11 protein-coding genes are annotated in these 17051 nt (G+C 70.9%); 7 read left to right on the top strand and 4 right to left on the bottom strand.

Features of this window, described 5'->3' with window-relative positions:
* Positions 1 to 247: 247 nt before the first annotated feature.
* The 3 genes from WMF34_RS39255 (at position 248) to WMF34_RS39245 (ending at position 5959) form a co-directional block, all read left to right on the top strand.
* Positions 248 to 2326, top strand: coding sequence for an arylsulfatase (locus WMF34_RS39255; RefSeq protein ID WP_437991003.1), 2079 nt, complete (start codon positions 248 to 250; stop codon positions 2324 to 2326).
* 80 nt (positions 2327 to 2406) lie between these two features.
* A complete protein-coding gene (locus tag WMF34_RS39250; protein WP_437991002.1) occupies positions 2407 to 4743 on the top strand; it encodes a multiheme c-type cytochrome in 2337 nt (778 codons plus the stop codon).
* Between the two features lie 115 nt (positions 4744 to 4858).
* Complete coding sequence (locus WMF34_RS39245) at positions 4859 to 5959, top strand: aldo/keto reductase (protein WP_437991001.1); 1101 nt, start codon at positions 4859 to 4861, stop codon at positions 5957 to 5959.
* A 761-nt stretch (positions 5960 to 6720) separates the two neighbouring features.
* On the opposite strand, the gene WMF34_RS39240 is transcribed toward WMF34_RS39245, so the two are convergent.
* Positions 6721 to 7002 (bottom strand): hypothetical protein, encoded by a 282-nt coding sequence (locus WMF34_RS39240; RefSeq protein ID WP_437991000.1) that lies wholly within the window; start codon positions 7000 to 7002, stop codon positions 6721 to 6723.
* Positions 7003 to 7077: 75 nt separating this feature from the next.
* Here WMF34_RS39240 and WMF34_RS39235 point away from each other — a divergent pair, with 75 nt between their 5' ends.
* Entirely contained in the window at positions 7078 to 7773 is a 696-nt protein-coding gene (locus WMF34_RS39235; RefSeq protein ID WP_437990999.1) for a nitroreductase family protein, read from the top strand.
* Here the strand turns inward: WMF34_RS39235 and WMF34_RS39230 are convergent.
* The gene (locus tag WMF34_RS39230; protein WP_437990998.1) at positions 7770 to 9509 is read right to left on the bottom strand and encodes a protein kinase domain-containing protein; all 1740 of its coding nucleotides are present in this window, start codon (positions 9507 to 9509) and stop codon (positions 7770 to 7772) included. The genes WMF34_RS39235 and WMF34_RS39230 overlap by 4 nt on opposite strands.
* A gap of 634 nt (positions 9510 to 10143) precedes the next feature.
* Here WMF34_RS39230 and WMF34_RS39225 point away from each other — a divergent pair.
* Together WMF34_RS39225 and WMF34_RS39220 are read left to right on the top strand one after the other, a co-directional pair.
* On the top strand, positions 10144 to 11238 hold the full coding sequence (locus tag WMF34_RS39225) for a hypothetical protein (RefSeq protein WP_437990997.1): 1095 nt from the start codon (positions 10144 to 10146) through the stop codon (positions 11236 to 11238).
* A gap of 219 nt (positions 11239 to 11457) precedes the next feature.
* Positions 11458 to 13794 carry a helicase-related protein gene (locus tag WMF34_RS39220; RefSeq protein ID WP_437990996.1) on the top strand — a complete coding sequence of 779 codons (2337 nt, stop codon included), beginning with the start codon at positions 11458 to 11460 and terminating at the stop codon, positions 13792 to 13794.
* 39 nt (positions 13795 to 13833) lie between these two features.
* Here the strand turns inward: WMF34_RS39220 and WMF34_RS39215 are convergent, their stop codons facing one another.
* Positions 13834 to 14277, bottom strand: coding sequence for a leucine-rich repeat domain-containing protein (locus WMF34_RS39215; protein ID WP_437990995.1), 444 nt, complete (start codon positions 14275 to 14277; stop codon positions 13834 to 13836).
* Positions 14278 to 14656: 379 nt separating this feature from the next.
* Positions 14657 to 15172, bottom strand: a complete 516-nt coding sequence (locus WMF34_RS39210) for a hypothetical protein (protein WP_012240324.1) — start codon at positions 15170 to 15172, stop codon at positions 14657 to 14659.
* Between the two features lie 1191 nt (positions 15173 to 16363).
* Between WMF34_RS39210 and WMF34_RS39205 the strand changes: the two genes are divergently transcribed.
* Complete coding sequence (locus WMF34_RS39205) at positions 16364 to 17050, top strand: queuosine precursor transporter (RefSeq protein ID WP_437990994.1); 687 nt, start codon at positions 16364 to 16366, stop codon at positions 17048 to 17050.
* Position 17051 lies beyond the last annotated feature (1 nt).

The following is a 17051-nucleotide window of genomic DNA, read 5'->3' as shown; positions in this document are numbered from 1 at the left end:
CGAGCTGCGGCGAGGAGAACAGCGAGGCAGCGCGCCGGCGTCCCGGTGACGCGCCACGCTGCCGTTTGTCGTGAAGGCCGAGCCACGCGGCTCGTCACCGTCCGAGTTCGCCCTTCTCGTGGCGCGTCCGGCTGACGTTTGGCCAGGGTGCGAGCCGAGGCGTCCCTCCGGGATCACGGCGGAACCTCGCTTACGACGACGTTCGACTCCGGCATGCGGCGCTTCCAGCACTCCCAAGGAGACAGGTATGAAGCGGTTCTTCGAACGTCATCGATGGATTGGCTCGGCGCTCGCGACCGGGCCCTGGTTGCTCGCCACGCTGCTCGGCCCGATCGGCTGCGGGGGCGACGATGACTCGGGCAGCGGCGGCAGCGCCGCTCAGACGGGCAGCGCGAGCGGCGGGTCGGGCGGTTCCACGGGCGGCACCGGCAGCGCCACGGGCGGTGCCGGCGGCGGCGGCAACTCGGGTGAAGCTGGCGCGACCGGCGAAGGCGGCAGCGGTGCAGCGGGCTCGGGCGGCGGCGGCGCCGGCGCCGGCGGTGCCGGCGGCAGCGGAGGTACGGGCGGCGGCGGAGGTACGGGCGGCGGCGGAGGTACCGGCGGTGCCGGCGGCAGCGGAGGTACGGGCGGCGCCGGCGGGGCGGGCGGCGGCGCCGGCGGCACGGGCGGCGGAGATGGTGGTGCCGGGGGTGCCGGCGGCACGGGCGGCGGAGATGGTGGTGCCGGCGGCACGGGCGGCGGCGGCACGATCGTCGAGTTGCCCAACATCGTCACGATCGTGGCCGACGATCTCGGCTTCTCGGATCTCGGCGCGTTCGGCGGCGAGATCACCACACCGAACCTCGATACGCTCGCCGCAGAAGGCCGCATCCTCACCGGGCACCGCTCCGGATCGCTGTGCGCGCCGACCCGCGCGATGCTGGTCTCCGGCACCGACAGCCACGCCGTCGGGCTGGGCCGCATGGGCGGTGGTACTGGACCGCAAGCAGGGCAGCCCGGTTATGAGGGCTACCTGACCGACAACGCGCTGTCCGTCGCCGAGATCCTGAGAGACGCCGGCTACCATACGTACATCGCCGGCAAGTGGCACCTCGGCGACACGGAGGATCAGAGCCCTCCGGCGCGCGGCTTCGAGAAATCGTACGTCCTGCTCCCCGGCGTCGCGACGTTCTTCAACGAGTTTGCCGATCCGCCGACGACCGCGCAGGCTCGGCTCTATCGCGAGGACGGCGTGTACACGCAGCCGCCGCGCGACTTCTATGCGACCGAGTTCTACACGGACAAGCTCATTCAGTACATCGAGAGCAACCGCGCCGACGGCAAGCCGTTCTTCGCGTTCGCGACGTACACCACGCCGCACTGGCCGCTCCAGGCGCCGCCGGAGTACATCGACAGGTACCGCGGCCGCTACGACGCGGGCTACGACGCCATCCGCGAGCGGCGCCTCGAGCGGCTCAAGAGCCGCGGCGTCATCCCCCAGTCGTTCACGCCGAATCCCCGCTTGCCGAGCGGCGGCAGCAACCCGAAAACCTGGGAAGAGCTGACGCCGGAGGAGCGGATCTACGAGGCGCGGCGCATGGAGATCTACGCCGCCATGGTCGAGAACCTCGACGCCAACATCGGCAGGTTGATCCAGTACCTCAAGCGGGTCGGCGAGTACGAGAACACCTTCATCTTCTTCCAGTCCGACAACGGCGCGGAAGGTGGCAATCGCGAGGGCTTCGCCGCCACCGACCCGAGCCGCTCCGGCGCGGTGGTGAACTCGCTCGAGAACCTGGGTCGACCGGGCTCGTACATCGGCGTCGGACCCCGCTGGGCCGAGGTGAGCGCCACGCCGTTCCGGCTGTGGAAGAGCTACACGACCGAAGGCGGCATCGCCGTTCCGGCCATCGCACGGCTGCCGGGACAGCACCAGAGCAGGCCGCAGTTCGACGGGACCACGCACGTGATCGATTTTCTGCCGACCGTGCTCGAGCTGGCCGGTGTGCCCAACCCGGGGACCACCTACAAGGGCAGGGACGTCGAGCCGATCAGCGGGCGCTCGATCCTGCCGGTGCTCGAAGATCGGGCGACCGGCCTGCGCGCGCCCGGGGAGACGTTGATCTGGGAGCACGGCAACCACCGCTACGTGATCCGCGACAACTGGAAGCTCTTGTGGCTCAGCGCGCCCTATGGCCCGACGCCGCGCGCCTGGAGCCTGTTTGATCTGGCCACCGACCGCGGCGAGAACAACGACGTTTCCGCGGCTCATCCGGACGTGGCGGCCGAGCTCGCCGCCGCGTGGTCGCAGTACGCCGCCGCCCGCGGCGTCATCCTCACCGAGTAAACGCGCACCCTGCCGCACGCGAGATCCGGGCGTCTCTGCGCGACCCGCGTCTCGCGGCGGCGCTCGCCTCCGCTCTGCACATGGCCGATTCCCGACTCGTTCGCTCGTGGCCCATCGCTGTCCTGACCCTGGCGCTCCTCGGGCTCGTGGTCTGGCGCGCGCCCACGAGCGCGTCCTCGCGCGCGCCAGCCGACGCCTCCACCGCGAGCGCTTCGGGGGCGAAACCCGGGGCGGCGCGAGGCGGCGCCGCGGAGGCCTCGCCGGCTGCCACAAAGCTGGTCGGCCCGGCGGAGCGCTCGCCGGAGCGCGCGGCGGCCGGCTTCGTCGGCAGCGACCGCTGCGCGCCGTGCCACGCCGAGGAGCACGCCGCGTGGCAGGGCTCGCAGCACGCGCGGGCCATGCAGCACGCGACCGCCGCCACCGTGCTCGGGAACTTCGACGGGGCGCGCCTGCGTTACGCCGGGCAGGTCCACCGCTTCGATCGCCAGGGCGGGAAATACTGGGTCACCACGGACGGCCCCGATGGCCAGCTGCACCGCTACGAGGTGCTGTACACCTTCGGCGTCGAGCCGCTGCAGCAGTACCTCGTCGCCGGTCCGGGCGGGCGCTTGCAAGCGCTGCCGTTTGCGTGGGACGCGCGCCCTCGACCACGTGGCGGGCAGCGCTGGTACCACCTGCACGAGCGCGACGACGTGCGCGCCGGCGACGTGCTGCACTGGACCGCTGCCAGCCAGAACTGGAACCACATGTGCGCCGAGTGCCACTCGACACATGTCACGAAAGGGTATGACGCGGCCGCGGATCACTTCACCACCACCTGGTCCGAGATCAGCGTCGGTTGCGAAGGCTGCCACGGCGGCGGCGCGCGCCACCTCGACTGGACCAAGGCGAGGACGCCGGACCCCTCGAAGGGCCTCGACGTGCGCTTCGACGAGCGCAAGGACGCCACGTGGACGCGGCTGCCCAGCGGCACCGCGCAGCGCGCCAAGAGCGCCTCGAGCGGCACCGAGAGCGCCACGTGCGCGTTCTGCCACAGCCGCCGCGAGACGCTCTCGCAGCCGTTCCGGCACGGCGCTCCGCTGCTCGACAGCGTGGCGCTCGAGCTGCTGACCGCGCCCTTCTACACGCCCGACGGCGTGATGAGCGACGAGGTCTTCACCTATGGCTCGTTCCAGCAGAGCAAGATGGCGCATGCCGGCGTGACGTGCAGCGACTGCCACGAGCCGCACTCGGGCCGTCTGCGCGCCGAGGGCAGCGGCGTGTGCGCGTCCTGCCACGAACCGGCGCGCTTCGATGTCCCCGCGCATCACCACCACGCCGCGAACGCCGCTGCCGCGGACGGCGCCGCCGCCGCGGACGGCGCCGCCGCCGCGAACGCCGGCGTCACGCCCGCCGCTCCGCGCTGCGTCGATTGCCACATGCCGGCGCGCACGTACATGGGTGTCGACGTCCGTCACGATCATGGCTTCCGGGTGCCTCGGCCGGATCTCTCGGTCCGCCTCGGGATCCCGAACCCATGCACCGACTGCCACGCGCAGAAGCCGGCGCGCTGGGCCGCCGACGCCGTGCGATCCTGGCTCGGCCGCCCCGCGCAGGGCTACCAGGCCTATACCGAGGTCTTCGCTCTCGCGCGCACCGCGCCCGGCGACGCGGCCGTCGCCGCTGAGCTCCAGCGGCTCGCGGCCGACGGCTCCCTCCCCGGCATCGCGCGCGCCACCGCGCTTGCCTCGCTGCGCGCCGCCCCGACGGCCGCGTCGCTCGCCGTTCTCCGCGCGGCGCTCGCCGATCCCGACCCGTTGCTCCGGCGCGCTGCGCTCAGCGCGCTGGAGGGCTACGACCCTCGCCACGCCGCGGCCGTCGCCGCGCCGCTCCTCGTCGATCCCGTACGTGGCGTGCGCGTCGAAGCCGCGCGCGTGCTCGCGGGCGTCGACCTCGGCGCCTTGTCCGAGCGCGCCGCGCAGGAGCTGGACGGGGCGTTGCGCGAGTACATCGCCACGCAGACCCTCCACGCCGATCGGGCCGAGGCCCAGAACAACCTGGGCGTGATCTTCACCCGCACGGGCAAGCCGCGCGACGCCGAGCACGCCTACCTCGCCGCGCTTCGCATCGAGCCCGGTTACGTCCCCACCTACGTGAACCTCGCCGACCTCTATCGCGAGCTCGGCCGCGACGCGGACGGCGTCGCGCTGCTCCGGCGCGGAATCACCCGCCTTCCCGAGCAGGCCGAGCTGCTCCACTCGCTGGGCCTCGCCCTGGTCCGGCAAGGCCAGAAGGAGCAGGCGCTCGAGCCGCTGAAACGCGCCGCTGCGCTCGCGCCCGAGCAGGCTCGCTTCCAGACCGTCTACCAGGCCGCGCTGGCCGCCATGCGGTCCTCCCCCCAGGCTGCTCACGCCCAGTCGCGTCTCGGACGGCCATGAGCTCCTTCACCCCCACGCGGTCACCACCTTGGTCGTGATCGTGGGCTCGTGCCTGTGTTCGCATGGCATGTCCCCTGCAGTCGAGCTTCGCCCTGAAAAGGAGCGTTGCCCTGTCATGATGAAGCGACCTTCTCGGCGGACCTTCCTCCACGCCGCGGGCGCCAGCCTCGCGCTCGGCGCGTGTGCGGGGAGCGCGCAGCTGCGGCAAAACGCTACATCCCCGGGCGCGGGCGCTCCGGAGCCTCCCGAGGGGCCTTCCTCCGGGGCGCCAGAGGAAGAGGACGTCGTGTTACCGGCGGGCGGCGTGATGCCGACGAGGACGCTCGGGCGGACCGGCGTGAAGGTCAGCCTCCTCGGCCTCGGCGGCTACCACATGGCGGTCCCCAAGGGCGAGCAGGAGAGCATCCGGCTCGTTCGTTTCGCGATCGATCACGGGGTCACCTTCCTCGACAACTGCTGGGACTACCACGACGGCAAGAGCGAGGAGCGCATGGGCAAGGCGCTCCAGGACGGATACCGCGGCAAGGTCTTCCTGATGACCAAGCTCGACGGCCGCACCCGGGCGACCGCCGAGGCGCAGCTCGAGCAGTCGCTCCGGCGGCTGCGCACCGACGTCATCGATCTCGTGCAGATGCACGAGATCATCCGGATGAGCGATCCCGAGCAGATCTACGGGCCCGGCGGCGCGATGGAGGCGCTCGTGGCCGCGAAGAAGGCCGGCAAGATCCGGTTCATCGGCTTCACGGGGCACAAGGACCCGGACATCCACCTCGCCATGCTGAAGATGGCCGAGCGGCAGGGCGTCCCGCTCGACACCGTGCAGATGCCTCTCAACGTCCTGGATCCCCATTACCGGAGCTTCGAGAAGGCGGTGCTCCCGGTGCTGACGCAGCAGGGCATCGGGGTGCTGGGGATGAAGCCGTTCGCCGGCGGGGAGATCGCGAAGGCGGGCGTTGTCTCGCCGATCACCTGCCTGCACTATCCCATGAGCTTGCCGACGTCGGTGGTCATCACCGGCTGCGACAGCCTGGGTGTCCTCAAGCAGGCGCTCAAGGCGGCTTACACGTTCCAGCCGCTCGGCAGCGAGCGCGTCTCGGCGATCCTGGCGCGCACCGCCGAGCTCGGGGCCAGAGGAGAACACGAGCAGTTCAAGACCACGGAGCGCTTCGACGGCACGACGAAGAACCCCCACTGGCTGACGACCGCGAACCTCTGAGCGGGAGCCCGGCGGTGGCTCCCAACGCAAGGGGGGCAAGCCTCGCCACGGACGTCGCCGAGCAGGCGCCCTGCTCCTCCGCCGACGCCCCGCGCGCGCCAGCCGCCGCACGTGCCCGAGCGTGCGGCGGCTGGCCCCACAAGAGAGAGCGCCGCCGACGGCATCGAGCGATTGTTGAACTGCCGTCGCTTTCCCGGGAGAGTGAATGAATCAGGGTTGCATGTTCGACATGGCCCGGCCGCCTAGCCGCCCAGGCGCGGGCCTATGTCCGACATGCCGGATTGCCTGGCCGCCCAGGCGCGGTCCCATGTCCGACATGGCCGGCCGCCTCGCTGCCCAGGCGCGGGCCCATGTCCGACATGGCCGGCCGCCTCGCCGCCCAGGCGCGAGCCCATGTCCGATATGCCGGGGTGCCTGGTCGAGCACGCGCCGGCCATGTCCGATATGCCGGGGTGCCTGGTCGAGCACGCGCCGGCCATGTCGTCCGGGCGTTGGGGCTCCTACATGTCGGGGTTCGCCGGCTCCTGCGGCGTGGCCGGGGCTTCGGGGCCCGGCGCGGGCGCCGTACCGGGGCGCGGGCGCGGGCTATCGAGAGCGCCGCCTCCGCCTCGTCCGCATAGGATAGGGCGCGCGCAGCACGTCGGCCGTGCTCGGACCGAACAGCCCGGAGGTGGCGAACGGAGGGCCGGCTGCTGGCGTGGTGGCGGGGCGGGCCTCCGAAGGGCTGGAGTTTCGAGGAGCTGACGCGCCGCCCCCAACCATCACCGGGCGTGTCGAGCCCGGGGTAACTCGCTCGTCGTGCAGCGCGGAGCGCGCCGGTTCGGAGGATCCGGCGCGCTCCCCGCGGGGCTTCCGTGGTGGAGGAGCCGCCGGGCGAGCGGCGCCCAGGCCTGGTCGACGGCGTCCGCGGCGTAGAGGATGTCGCCGTGCCCGAAGTCCTCGTCCTCGTCCTCGCGCGCGGGCGCAAAGTGCCTGACGACATGAGCGGCGACGTCCGTGGAGGCGATGAGCGTGGTCCACCCGAGTCGGTCTCGCTCCGCCACGCAGCGATTCGACCCTGGCCAGGTCGCCGAATAGGATTGTGATTTCAATGAGAAGATCTGGAGAGGCAGGTGGTCATGGATGTCTATGAGGCAGTCAGGAGCCGACGGGCGGTGCGCGGATTCACCGACCAGCCCGTCTCGAGGGAGGTGCTGGAGCGCGTGTTATCCGCGGCGGCTTGGTCGCCATCCGGGTCGAACCTCCAGCCGTGGAACATCTACGTGGTGACCGGCGCGCCGCTGGCTGAGCTCAAGAAGCTCGCCGTTGAGCGCGTGGCTGCAGGCGACCCCTGGGACGATCGGGAGTACGAAATGTACCCGCCGGGACTGAAGTCCCCGTACAGAGAGCGCCGAGCCGCCTTCGGCAGGGAGCGCTACGCCTCGCTCGGCATCGCTCGCGAGGACTGGGAGGCGCGGCAGAGGGCCGCGATCGCCAACTGGGACTGTTTCGGCGCGCCCGCCGCCCTGTTCTGCTACATCGACCGTGACGTGGGCCCGGCCCAGTGGGCCGACACCGGGATGTATCTGCAGACCGTCATGCTGCTGCTGCGCGCCGAAGCGCTGCACAGCTGCCCGCAGATGGCGTGGTCGCAGGTTCGCAAGACCGTCGCGCAGGTCCTGTCACCCCCGGACGGGCTCATCCTCTTCTGCGGCATGTCGATCGGCCACGAGGACCCCACGATCGGTTACACTCGTACGGGCCGGGCGCCGCTCGACGAGACGGTCAAGTTCATCGACGGTTTTGGTTCGCGCTCTTCAGAGACGGAATACTAGAAGCCGAAGGTCGGATCCTTCTCGGAAGCGCCCTTGCTGGAGGGCGCCCCCTGAGAGGGCCGCCTGGCCGGGGGAGGCGCCTGCGGGCGCGCAGGCCTTGGCGTGGCCTTTACGGCGCCAGGTGGGGGCACGGCCGATGGGGGAGGCGCCGAGGCGGACGCCGCGCTGGTCGGGGCCGACGAAGCCGGCGTGGCGGGGACGGCGCTCGCGCCCGGGGGAGGCAGGGCAGGCACCTCCTCCTCCCGTGTCGGCGGTGCAGCGGACGCGGGAGCGTCCGGCGGAGACGTCGCCGCGGGGGCAGCGGTGGCCTCCGGAGCAGGCGAGCGAAGCAGGACGACGGCGGCGATCCCCAGGCCGACCACGAGCACGCTGGCAGCCACGGCGAGCACCGCCCGCGACGGGGCGCGACGATCCACGGGCGCGGGCAGCGCGCCCCCCACGGCCTCGAGCGTGCCGCTGGCGGTCAGCGTGCCGCCCGCGGCCAGCGTGTCGCTCGCGCCCACCACGCCACCCGGGACACGCGTGCGGTCCTCGACGACCGTCCCGCCCGCCGCCAGCGTGCCGCCGGCGGTCACCGCGTCGTCCAGGGCCACGGTGCCACCCCCGGCCGGCGCGACGCCGTGAGCGTGCGCGACGCCGTGAGCCGGCGGGATGCCGAGAGCCTGTGCGATGCCGTGAGCTGGCGCGACGCCGTGAGCCGGCGCGCTGCCGAGAGCCTGCGCGACGCCGTGAGCCGGCGGGATGCCGAGAGCCTGCGCGATGCCGTGAGCCGGCGCGCTGCCGAGAGCCTGCGCGATGCCGAGAGCCGGCGCGACACCATGAGCCGGCGCGCCGCCGTGAGCCAGCGCCTCGGTCGAGTCCAGCGAGTCGCGCGAGTCTGGCACCGCCGTGCGCTGCACCGCCGCGGCGAACGCGCGGGCGAGCTCGCTCGCGCTCTGGAAGCGCTCCGCGGGCTCGCGCTTGAGCGCGCGCTCCAGGAAACGATCCAGCTCGGGCCAGAGATTCGGCGCGAGCTGCGAGGCGACCGGGATGTCGCCCGTGCAGATCTCCACGAGCACGTCGCCGAGCTCTTCGCCGGGGAAGGGCAGCTGGCCCGTGAGGCACTGGAAGATGATCACGCCGAGCGACCAGAGATCGCTGCGGAAGTCGATCGTCTTGCTCCGGCGCACCTGCTCGGGGCTCATGTAGTGCGGCGAGCCGATGAGCGTGCCGGTCTTCGTCGCGTCGGCGGCCAGCCCGGTGCCGATCGCCTTGGCGACCCCGAAGTCGAGGATCTTGACGACCTCCTCGCCCTGCCGCGCGAGGAAGATGTTCGCCGGCTTGAGGTCGCGGTGGATGAGCCCCACCTCGTGCGCGCGGCGGAGCGCCTTGCACACCTGGCTCACGATGCCGAGCAGCTCCTCCGGCTCGAGGCGCCCGTGGCGCGCGAGGTACGCCGCGAGGTCCTCTCCCTCGAGCAGCTCCATCGCGAGGTAGGGCGTGTCGCCCTCGAGGCCGTAGTCGTAGACGTGGACCACGTTGGGGGTCCGGAGCTGGGCCGAGGCCTTCGCCTCCCGCTCGAACCGCGCGCGCGCCACGGGGGAGTCGGCGTGCTGCGGCATCATGAACTTGAGCGCGACCTCGACGTCCAGCTGGAGGTGCCGGGCCACCCAGAGGAAGCCCATGGCGCCGCCCGCCAGCGGCCGCTCCAGGCGATACTTCCCACCGACGACGCTCCCCGCTTCAAGCGACAGCATGCGATCGAGCCTTCCGCGTCCCAGCGTCCTTCCGTTCGGGCATCCGCGGTCTAGCAGAGGGCGGGCCCCATGTCGTGCTTCTTACAGCGGCCGGCATCTCGCCCCATCATGCCATGGGCGCGGCGACGCGACGAAGGCCGAGCGCGAGCGGGCAGCTCTCGCATCTTCTCCTTCCCCGCATCGGCAGGCTGCGCTCCCCCGACCCCATGGGCGCTCCGCGGCCTCGAGGTGAGGCGTCGATGCCGCTGAAGAGGGGAGGAGCCTCTCTCCCCCCCAGGTGGCCCAGGCTTCGCTCCGCGCATGCAATGATAGTGAAATTTTCTGACTGTTCAGGCGTTCGGCGCCCGCCGATCGCCGACGTCGATGCAGCCCAGCAGAGAGAGGAGCGAGCTGCCGCGCTCGTCCGTGACATGGGCCAGCGCGCTGCGTGCGCAGGAGCCCGATCCCCAGCGTCGAGGCCCACGCCTTCGACCGCCGCGTCCTTCGCGCTCTCTCTCGGTACGCGCATGCATACCCCGAACATGCGCATGACGAACTACCTCTCTCCTGTCCATCGAGTCGCCCCCCCCTCCAACCCCGTAGCCGTAAAGCGCTGAAGGCACGATTTCTAAATGACGTCGATGCGGCACGTGTAATGGCCCGAGCCTTCTCCTCACACGCGAAGCCGCTCTCCATCGCTTCGCAAAAACAGCATGATCCACGCGAAAATTGGCTTGCCGGTACGTTCGATAAATCCCATTTTCGCCACCGCACGATGCGCAGCAGATTCGACGCCTTCGGCAAGAACGTCCTGCGCGAGACCCTCGCTCTCACCGGCGGCGCCGACACTCAGGTCGAGGTCATCGCAACTTCCCAGACCATGGACATCTGGTACGTGCCCGATCCTGCCCGCGCCGCGTTGCGCGCGGAGCTCGGACTGATCGGCGAGCTCGCGGCGGAGCCTTGCCAGTTCGAGCTCTTCCACGACACACCCGGTCCGGCCGAGCTGCGCGGCTGTGTCCGCAAGCAGCTCCACTGGCACCACGAGCTCGAGCGCCGCGCCGGGGGCGCCGTGCTCTTCCCGCGGCTGTGCGTCCTCAGCAGCGGCCGGCCTGCCACCGTGCTCGACGCGTTCGGCTTCGCCCCGGTGCCCGGGCGCGCCGGCCTCTACCAGGCCGCGCCGGGATGGCGGATCGACGTCGTCGTCATCACCGAGCTGCCGCGCACCCGAGACACCCTGCTCCTGCGCCTGCTCGGCGCAGGCGCCGTGCTCCGCGATGCCATCCATGAGCTCGTCGCCCTGCCCGACGACGCTTGGGAGAGGGGCATCGCCCTGCCTTGGCTGTTACGATTGCGCTTCGAGGTCCCGGCCGAGCCCTCGGCGCGCACTGCGGAAGACGTGGAAGAGGAGGAGATCGTGACGGAAGTTCAGCAGTGGTTCGAGCAGCTCAAGCAGTCGCTCCGCGACGAGGCGCGGAAGGAGGCGCTTCTGGAGGGCCGCAAGGAGGGCCTCCAGGAGGGCCGCAAGGAGGGCCTCCAGGAGGGCCGCAAGGAGGGCCTTAAGGAAGGGCAGCTCCGGGTGCTGGCGAGGCAGTTCGAGAAGAAGCTGGGCCGACCCCTGACCGAGATGGAGCACTCCGTTTTGGCTGAACGGTTCGAGCGCCTCGGCGCTGATCGCCTCGACGACGCCAAGCTGGCGCTCCCGTCCGATGCGCTCGCCGCCTGGCTCGCGGACCCGATGGCGCGCTGAGAGAGATTCGTCGTTCGCAGGCGGTGCCTGCGCTTCCGTCGCGGGCGCGTCCGGCTCGCAGCGCGCGGCGTGCAGTTGCCCTCTCCCGGCGCACGACGGCGCTGGGCGGGGTTGACGCAGACCCGCCTGCTCGCTTCCGGGCACGGAACCCGAGGCGCACGCCCTCGGCGCGTCGCGCGGGGGCGTAGCTGCGGCGTCCGGTACTAAGCTGCGTGCGCCATGGTCGACGCTTCCCCCATCACCGCCGTCCTGGGCCCGACCAACACCGGCAAGACCCACCGCGCCATCGAGCGCATGCTCTCGCACGACTCGGGCATGATCGGCCTGCCGCTGCGCCTGCTCGCGCGCGAGGTCTACGACCGGGTGAGCACCCAGGTCGGCGAGGCCCGCGTCGCGCTCGTGACCGGCGAGGAGAAGCGCGTCCCGAGGCGGCCGGACTACTGGGTGTGCACCGTCGAGGCGATGCCTGTCGATCTGGAGGTCGACTTCCTGGCCATCGACGAGATCCAGCTCGCCGCGCACGACCAGCGCGGCCACGTGTTCACCGAGCGCCTGCTCCTCTCGCGCGGCCGGCGCGAGACCTGGTTCCTCGGCGCCGACACGATGCGGCCGCTCATGGCCGAGCTCGTCCCGACCGCAAGCATCGTCCAGCACCCGCGCCTCTCGCGGCTCGCGAGCGCCGGGGCCGGCAAGCTCTCGCGCTTGCCGCCGCGCAGCGCCGTCGTCGCGTTCTCGACCCCGCAGGTCTACGAGATCGCCGAGCGGCTGCGCGCGCAGCGGGGCGGCGCGGCCGTGGTGCTCGGCGCGCTCTCGCCGCGCACCCGCAACGCGCAGGTCGCCCTCTTCCAGTCGGGCGAGGTCGACTACCTCGTCGCCACCGACGCGATCGGCATGGGGCTCAACCTCGACGTGCGCCACGTCGCGTTCGCGGCGCTCCGCAAGTTCGACGGGCGCGCCGTGCGCGACCTCGACCCCGCCGAGCTCGCGCAGATCGCCGGCCGCGCGGGCAGGCACCTCGCGGACGGGACCTTCGGCACCGTCGCGCCGCTCGCGCTCCCCGACGGCGTGGCCGCCGCGATCGAGGCGCACCGGTTCCCCCCGGTGCGGCGGCTGCTCTGGCGGAGCAGCGAGCTCGACATGAGCTCGATCGACGCGCTCCTCGCGTCGCTCCGGGCGCGCCCGCGCGCCCGCTCGCTGAGGCTCGTCGACGACGCGGAGGACACGGCCGCGCTGGCGAGGCTCGCCGAGGACCCGGAGGTGCGAGCGCGCGCGCGGGGTGAAGAGGCGGTGGGGCTCCTCTGGGAGGTCTGCCGCATCCCCGACTTCCGCAAGCTCCTGTTCGAGTCGCACGTCGCGCTCCTCGCCGAGATCTACGGGCAGCTCTCGGGCCCGAGCGCGGCGCTCGACGCCGGCTGGATGGCCGCCCGGGTGGCCGAGATCGACGAGGTGGGCGGCGACATCGACACGCTGATCACGCGGATCGCGTCGATCAGGACGTGGACGTACATCTCGAACCACGCGCGCTGGGTCCGCGACGCGGCGGCGTGGCAGGAGCGCACGCGGGCGATCGAGGATCGCCTGAGCGACGCGCTCCACGAGCGGCTGGTGCAGCGCTTCGTCGAGCGGGGCGGCGGCGCGGGGCGCCGCTTGCGGGCGGCGTCGGGCGCGCGGGCGGCGTCGAGCGCGCGGTCGTCGCCGGGCGCGCCCCTGACGCAGCGGCGCGCGGAGGCCGAGCCGCCGGCGGTGCCGGAGGGGCACCCGTTCGCGCGGATCGCGGCGCTCCGGGCCCGGCTCGCGCCGGGGCCCGCGGCGCCGGCGCCCGAGGACGACCGGGCGCGCTGGGTCGAGGCGCTCGTGGAGGCGCCGCACGAGCGGTTCTCGGTCGACGTGGGCGGGCGGATCTTCGACGGCGAGCGGCTGCTCGGGCAGCTCGCGCGCGGCCCGACGCTGCTCCTGCCCGACGTGCGGCTCGCCGCGCTCGAGGACCTCGGCGCGGGGGCGCGATCGCGCGTGCTCCGGCGGCTCGTGGCGTTCGCGCGCGATCTCGTCGAGGTGCTGCTCGCGCCGCTGCGCTCGCCCGAGGTGCGCGCGCTCCCGGCCGCGGCGCGGGGGATCGTCTACCAGCTGGAGCAGGGGCTCGGGACGGCGGCGGCGCGCGACGCGGAGGAGCAGGTCGCGGAGCTCGCGCCGGAGGGCCGGGCGCTGCTCGCGGCGCGCGGCATCGAGGTGGGCGAGCGCGTGCTCTACGTGCAGCCGCTGCTCCGGCGCGGCGCGCTGGAGCGCCGCCTCGCGCTGTGCGCCGCCTGGTTCGACAGCGGCCGGGTGCCCGCGTGCCCGGCGCCCGGCGCGGTGTCGATGGCGGTCGCGCGGGGCGTAGATCCGAAGGCGTACGCGGCGATCGGCTACCCGGTGTTCGGGACGCGGGCGCTCCGCGCGGACGTGGCGGAGCGGGTGCTCCGGGCGCTCGCGAGCGGCGAGCCGGCGGAGCGGCTCTCTGGCTGGATGGGGTGCCCCGCGCGCGAGGCGCCGAAAGTGGCGGCGTCGCTGCTGGGGTAGGGGAGAGGGGCGTCCCTGTGTCGACGTCTCCGCACGACGTCATGGGGGCAAAGGCGCATACGATGTTTCGATCTGGGGCAACGACCGGACGGCGTCTTCAAACGCGGAACGGGAGACGCGGCGAGAGTCCTGCATGTCGAGCGTGCGCAACGAGGGCATCTGCCGGATGGTCTCGAGGCACGCATCCGTGAGCTGATTCGAGTACAGCACGAGGCATTCGAGCTGCTTCAGCCACAGCAGATGCTTCAGACCTCGATCCGATACGTCGCCGCCCATGAGGCATACTCTTTGGAGCTCATTGACGTGCTCGAACCTCGGCAGATCGCTCTCCGCGATCGGCCTGACAAGCGTGAGCCCCTCCCACTGCTCTTGTGTCGGATGGATTCTCAGGTACTCGTTGGCCTCTTCGACCGACATGTCACGTACTTCTCGTGGGATGTTGATCGCCGGGAACAGGCGGCCAGCCGCCTGGAAGAACGCCACGGATTCCCTTCGTGCGGGAGCGTCGTCCGTGTACCACAGGACGTAAGTCCGCTGAACATCGTCGCGAGTGTGCTTGACTGTTTGCTTCCGCGGCATCTCAAGCTCCAGCCCTTGGACCCGCCCCACGTTGACATTCAGCCGCTGCCGGAGGCCGCCGGCTGGCGTGGCGGGTCAGAATGCTACTCAAGTGTGACCTTCACAAAGGTAGACCGACTGGCGATGTCGCGCAACGCTCGAACGCGCTGCGGGAGGCGTCGCGCAGCGACGCCGCTGGGTGACCCAGGCCGCGCGAGCGCGAACAACAGTCACGCCAGAATAATCGATCGATAGCGACCCGCGCCGCCGGCTGGGCGGCGCGGGTGACCAGCGCTCGTCACATTCAGTTACAGGTGTTGATGGTGTAGGAGTACCACGTGTGGCTGTAGACGCAGTGGGGAGGGCAATTGGCGCAGACGGCCGTGCACACGTAGACGTCGTGTTGGATGGCGTATAAGCACACATCGTTCGGCGCGAGCTCGCTCGGATCGCCCTCGTGGTCACCCACGGTCAGGATCCCCTCCGGGAGCTCTCCGGTCTCATCGACCGTATGCTGGGCCATCGCGGTGAGGAACGCAGTGACCGCCTCCTCGCCGTGGAGATCTCTGAACCCCGCATCGAGGAGGTGCGCGCGCAGCTCGACCGTCGCCTGCGCCTGAACGGTCGTCGTCTCGCCCTCGAACGTGACGCTCACCTCGTAGATGGTCCCTTGCTGGGCGGCCTCGACCACCGACGCCGGCACATCGTCGCCGCCGTCCAGCAGATTGCCGGCCGGCGCGTCCGGCGCGGCGCAGCCCATGGCGGCGCACGCAGAGACGAGGAGAGCCATCCCGAACCACATCAGCTTGTTTCGCTTCATCAATGCTCCCAAAGATGGGTGTGAGCCTTGTGGACACGTGCCCACAAGGCAATGTTGATTTGCAGTAAGTGCCCGCGTTCTATTGCCGCGGTGCAAGCGGCGAGAGCTCCGCCGTCGGGCTGCTGTGCCGCGAGCCTCTCGCCGTCACTCAGCCTTCGAGCGGTCCTCCGCCGCGTCCGGGCATAAGCAATCGCTGTTCCATGAGGTCGAACGAGCGCTGCGGTCTCTAAATCCTGGCGGAAATCCCGCGATCGAGGGGCGGCGAGAAGCCTAGTTGCCAGGTTCGTGCGCTGATGGCTTTGCGCTGGCGGTTGCGCTGCTGCGCAAGCGCTTGTGGTGGCGCGCAAGCGCCTGCATTGGCGCGGCCCTCTTCGCCGCCCTCCAGCTTCGCCACCCTCCGGCTTTTCTGAGCGTGATGCGGCAAGGAGCGGTGGTCAGCGTGCTTGTGCCACGCCCTCAAAACTTCATCTCGAATAGGTGTAGCGAATAGAACAACAGATCAGTTATGATAAGGCATCAGCAAGGCGTTCACGTTCGCCGGGGCTGCTGCGCGCAGTTCCTCGTCGACGACACAGACCGATGACCGCGTCGGGGATCGTGGCGACTATGGCGCCATGGATCTCCACGAGGTTGGGTCATCATCGTGTAACTTCATCGCCTGCGGCACCGTGCTGATCTACATAGACGCCGACCGTGGAAGTATGCTCGCATGCTGATGTGCGCGACGTCAAGCATCTCGACGCGCGGGTCGTGTTCGGTCTTTGGCTCGCAACTCTATGGAATCATCAGACCGAAAAGTGCAAACCCGACCGCCGCCGACGAGCGCGCTCCGGTGGAGCGGCAGCGCCGTGCGCGTCGAGCAGTCTGTAGAATTGTGTCGACACGCGACGCGCACATATTGCATCGTGCTCGCGCGCCTCCAGGCGCGTCGCCCCCGCTGCGCGGGCGCCTTCGTCGGGCTGGAGCCGCGCTGCGCGCAGCGCCTGCGCGTTGGGCGCTGCAGAAGCGGAGCGCCCCCGGGTCCACACCTGCGCGGCCGCTGCACCCGGTTACCGTGATCCAGCGAAGCGAGGCCCCTCGTCCCGCAGGGAGGCTCAGCGGCGCGAGTCACCAGGGACGCATGAACATCATGGGCATCCAGACTCGAAGCTTCGGCGGTCCACGAATCCGCCGTGAAATGAGGCGATTCTCATGTCCGAATTGTCGTCCAGGAGCGCGAGCCAGGAGCTGACGAGCGCCATCAGGCCGGCGGCCATCGTCGTCATCTCGTTCTATATCGCGGCGCAGCTCATCAGTCAGATCGCGAGCCTCAAGATCGGCGTCGTCTTCTCGCTGGCCGTGGATATGGGGACCTTCATCTATCCCCTTACCTTCACCTTGCGGGACATGGTCCACAAGACCATCGGCAAGCGCGGCGCCCAGACGCTGATCTTTTGCGCCGGCGGGGCCAACCTCCTGATGGCCCTCTATCTCCTCTGGGCCGCGCAAGTGCCGTCTGATCCGTCCTGGGGGCTCGGCGAACAGTTCTCGGCGATCCTGAGCCCGGTGTGGCGCATCGTGTTCGCGAGCATCGTCGCGGAGGTCGTGAGCGAGCTGCTGGACACCGAGGTTTTCCATCGGGTCCGCGAGGCCTATTTGAGGAAAGCGGGCCCCAGGCGCCAGTGGCTCGCGGTCCTCGCGAGCAACGCGGTCAGCGTCCCGGTCGACAACCTGCTGTTTTGCTTCGGCGCCTTCGCCTTTGTCCTGCCGTTCGAGGTGATCCGGCAGATCTTCGCCATCAATCTGGCGACCAAATTCGCCATGACCCTGATAAGCCTGCCGGGCATCTATCTCGTGCCCGACAAGAAGAGCCAGGACGCCCCCGGGCTTCAGGCATAAC

The sequence above is a fragment of the Sorangium sp. So ce145 genome, assembly GCF_051525985.1.
In the GTDB taxonomy this organism is placed as follows: Bacteria; Myxococcota_A; Polyangia; order Polyangiales; family Polyangiaceae; genus Sorangium; species Sorangium cellulosum_B.
Note: the sequence above shows the minus strand (reverse complement) of the source record. Positions and strands in the feature narration are given on the sequence as shown.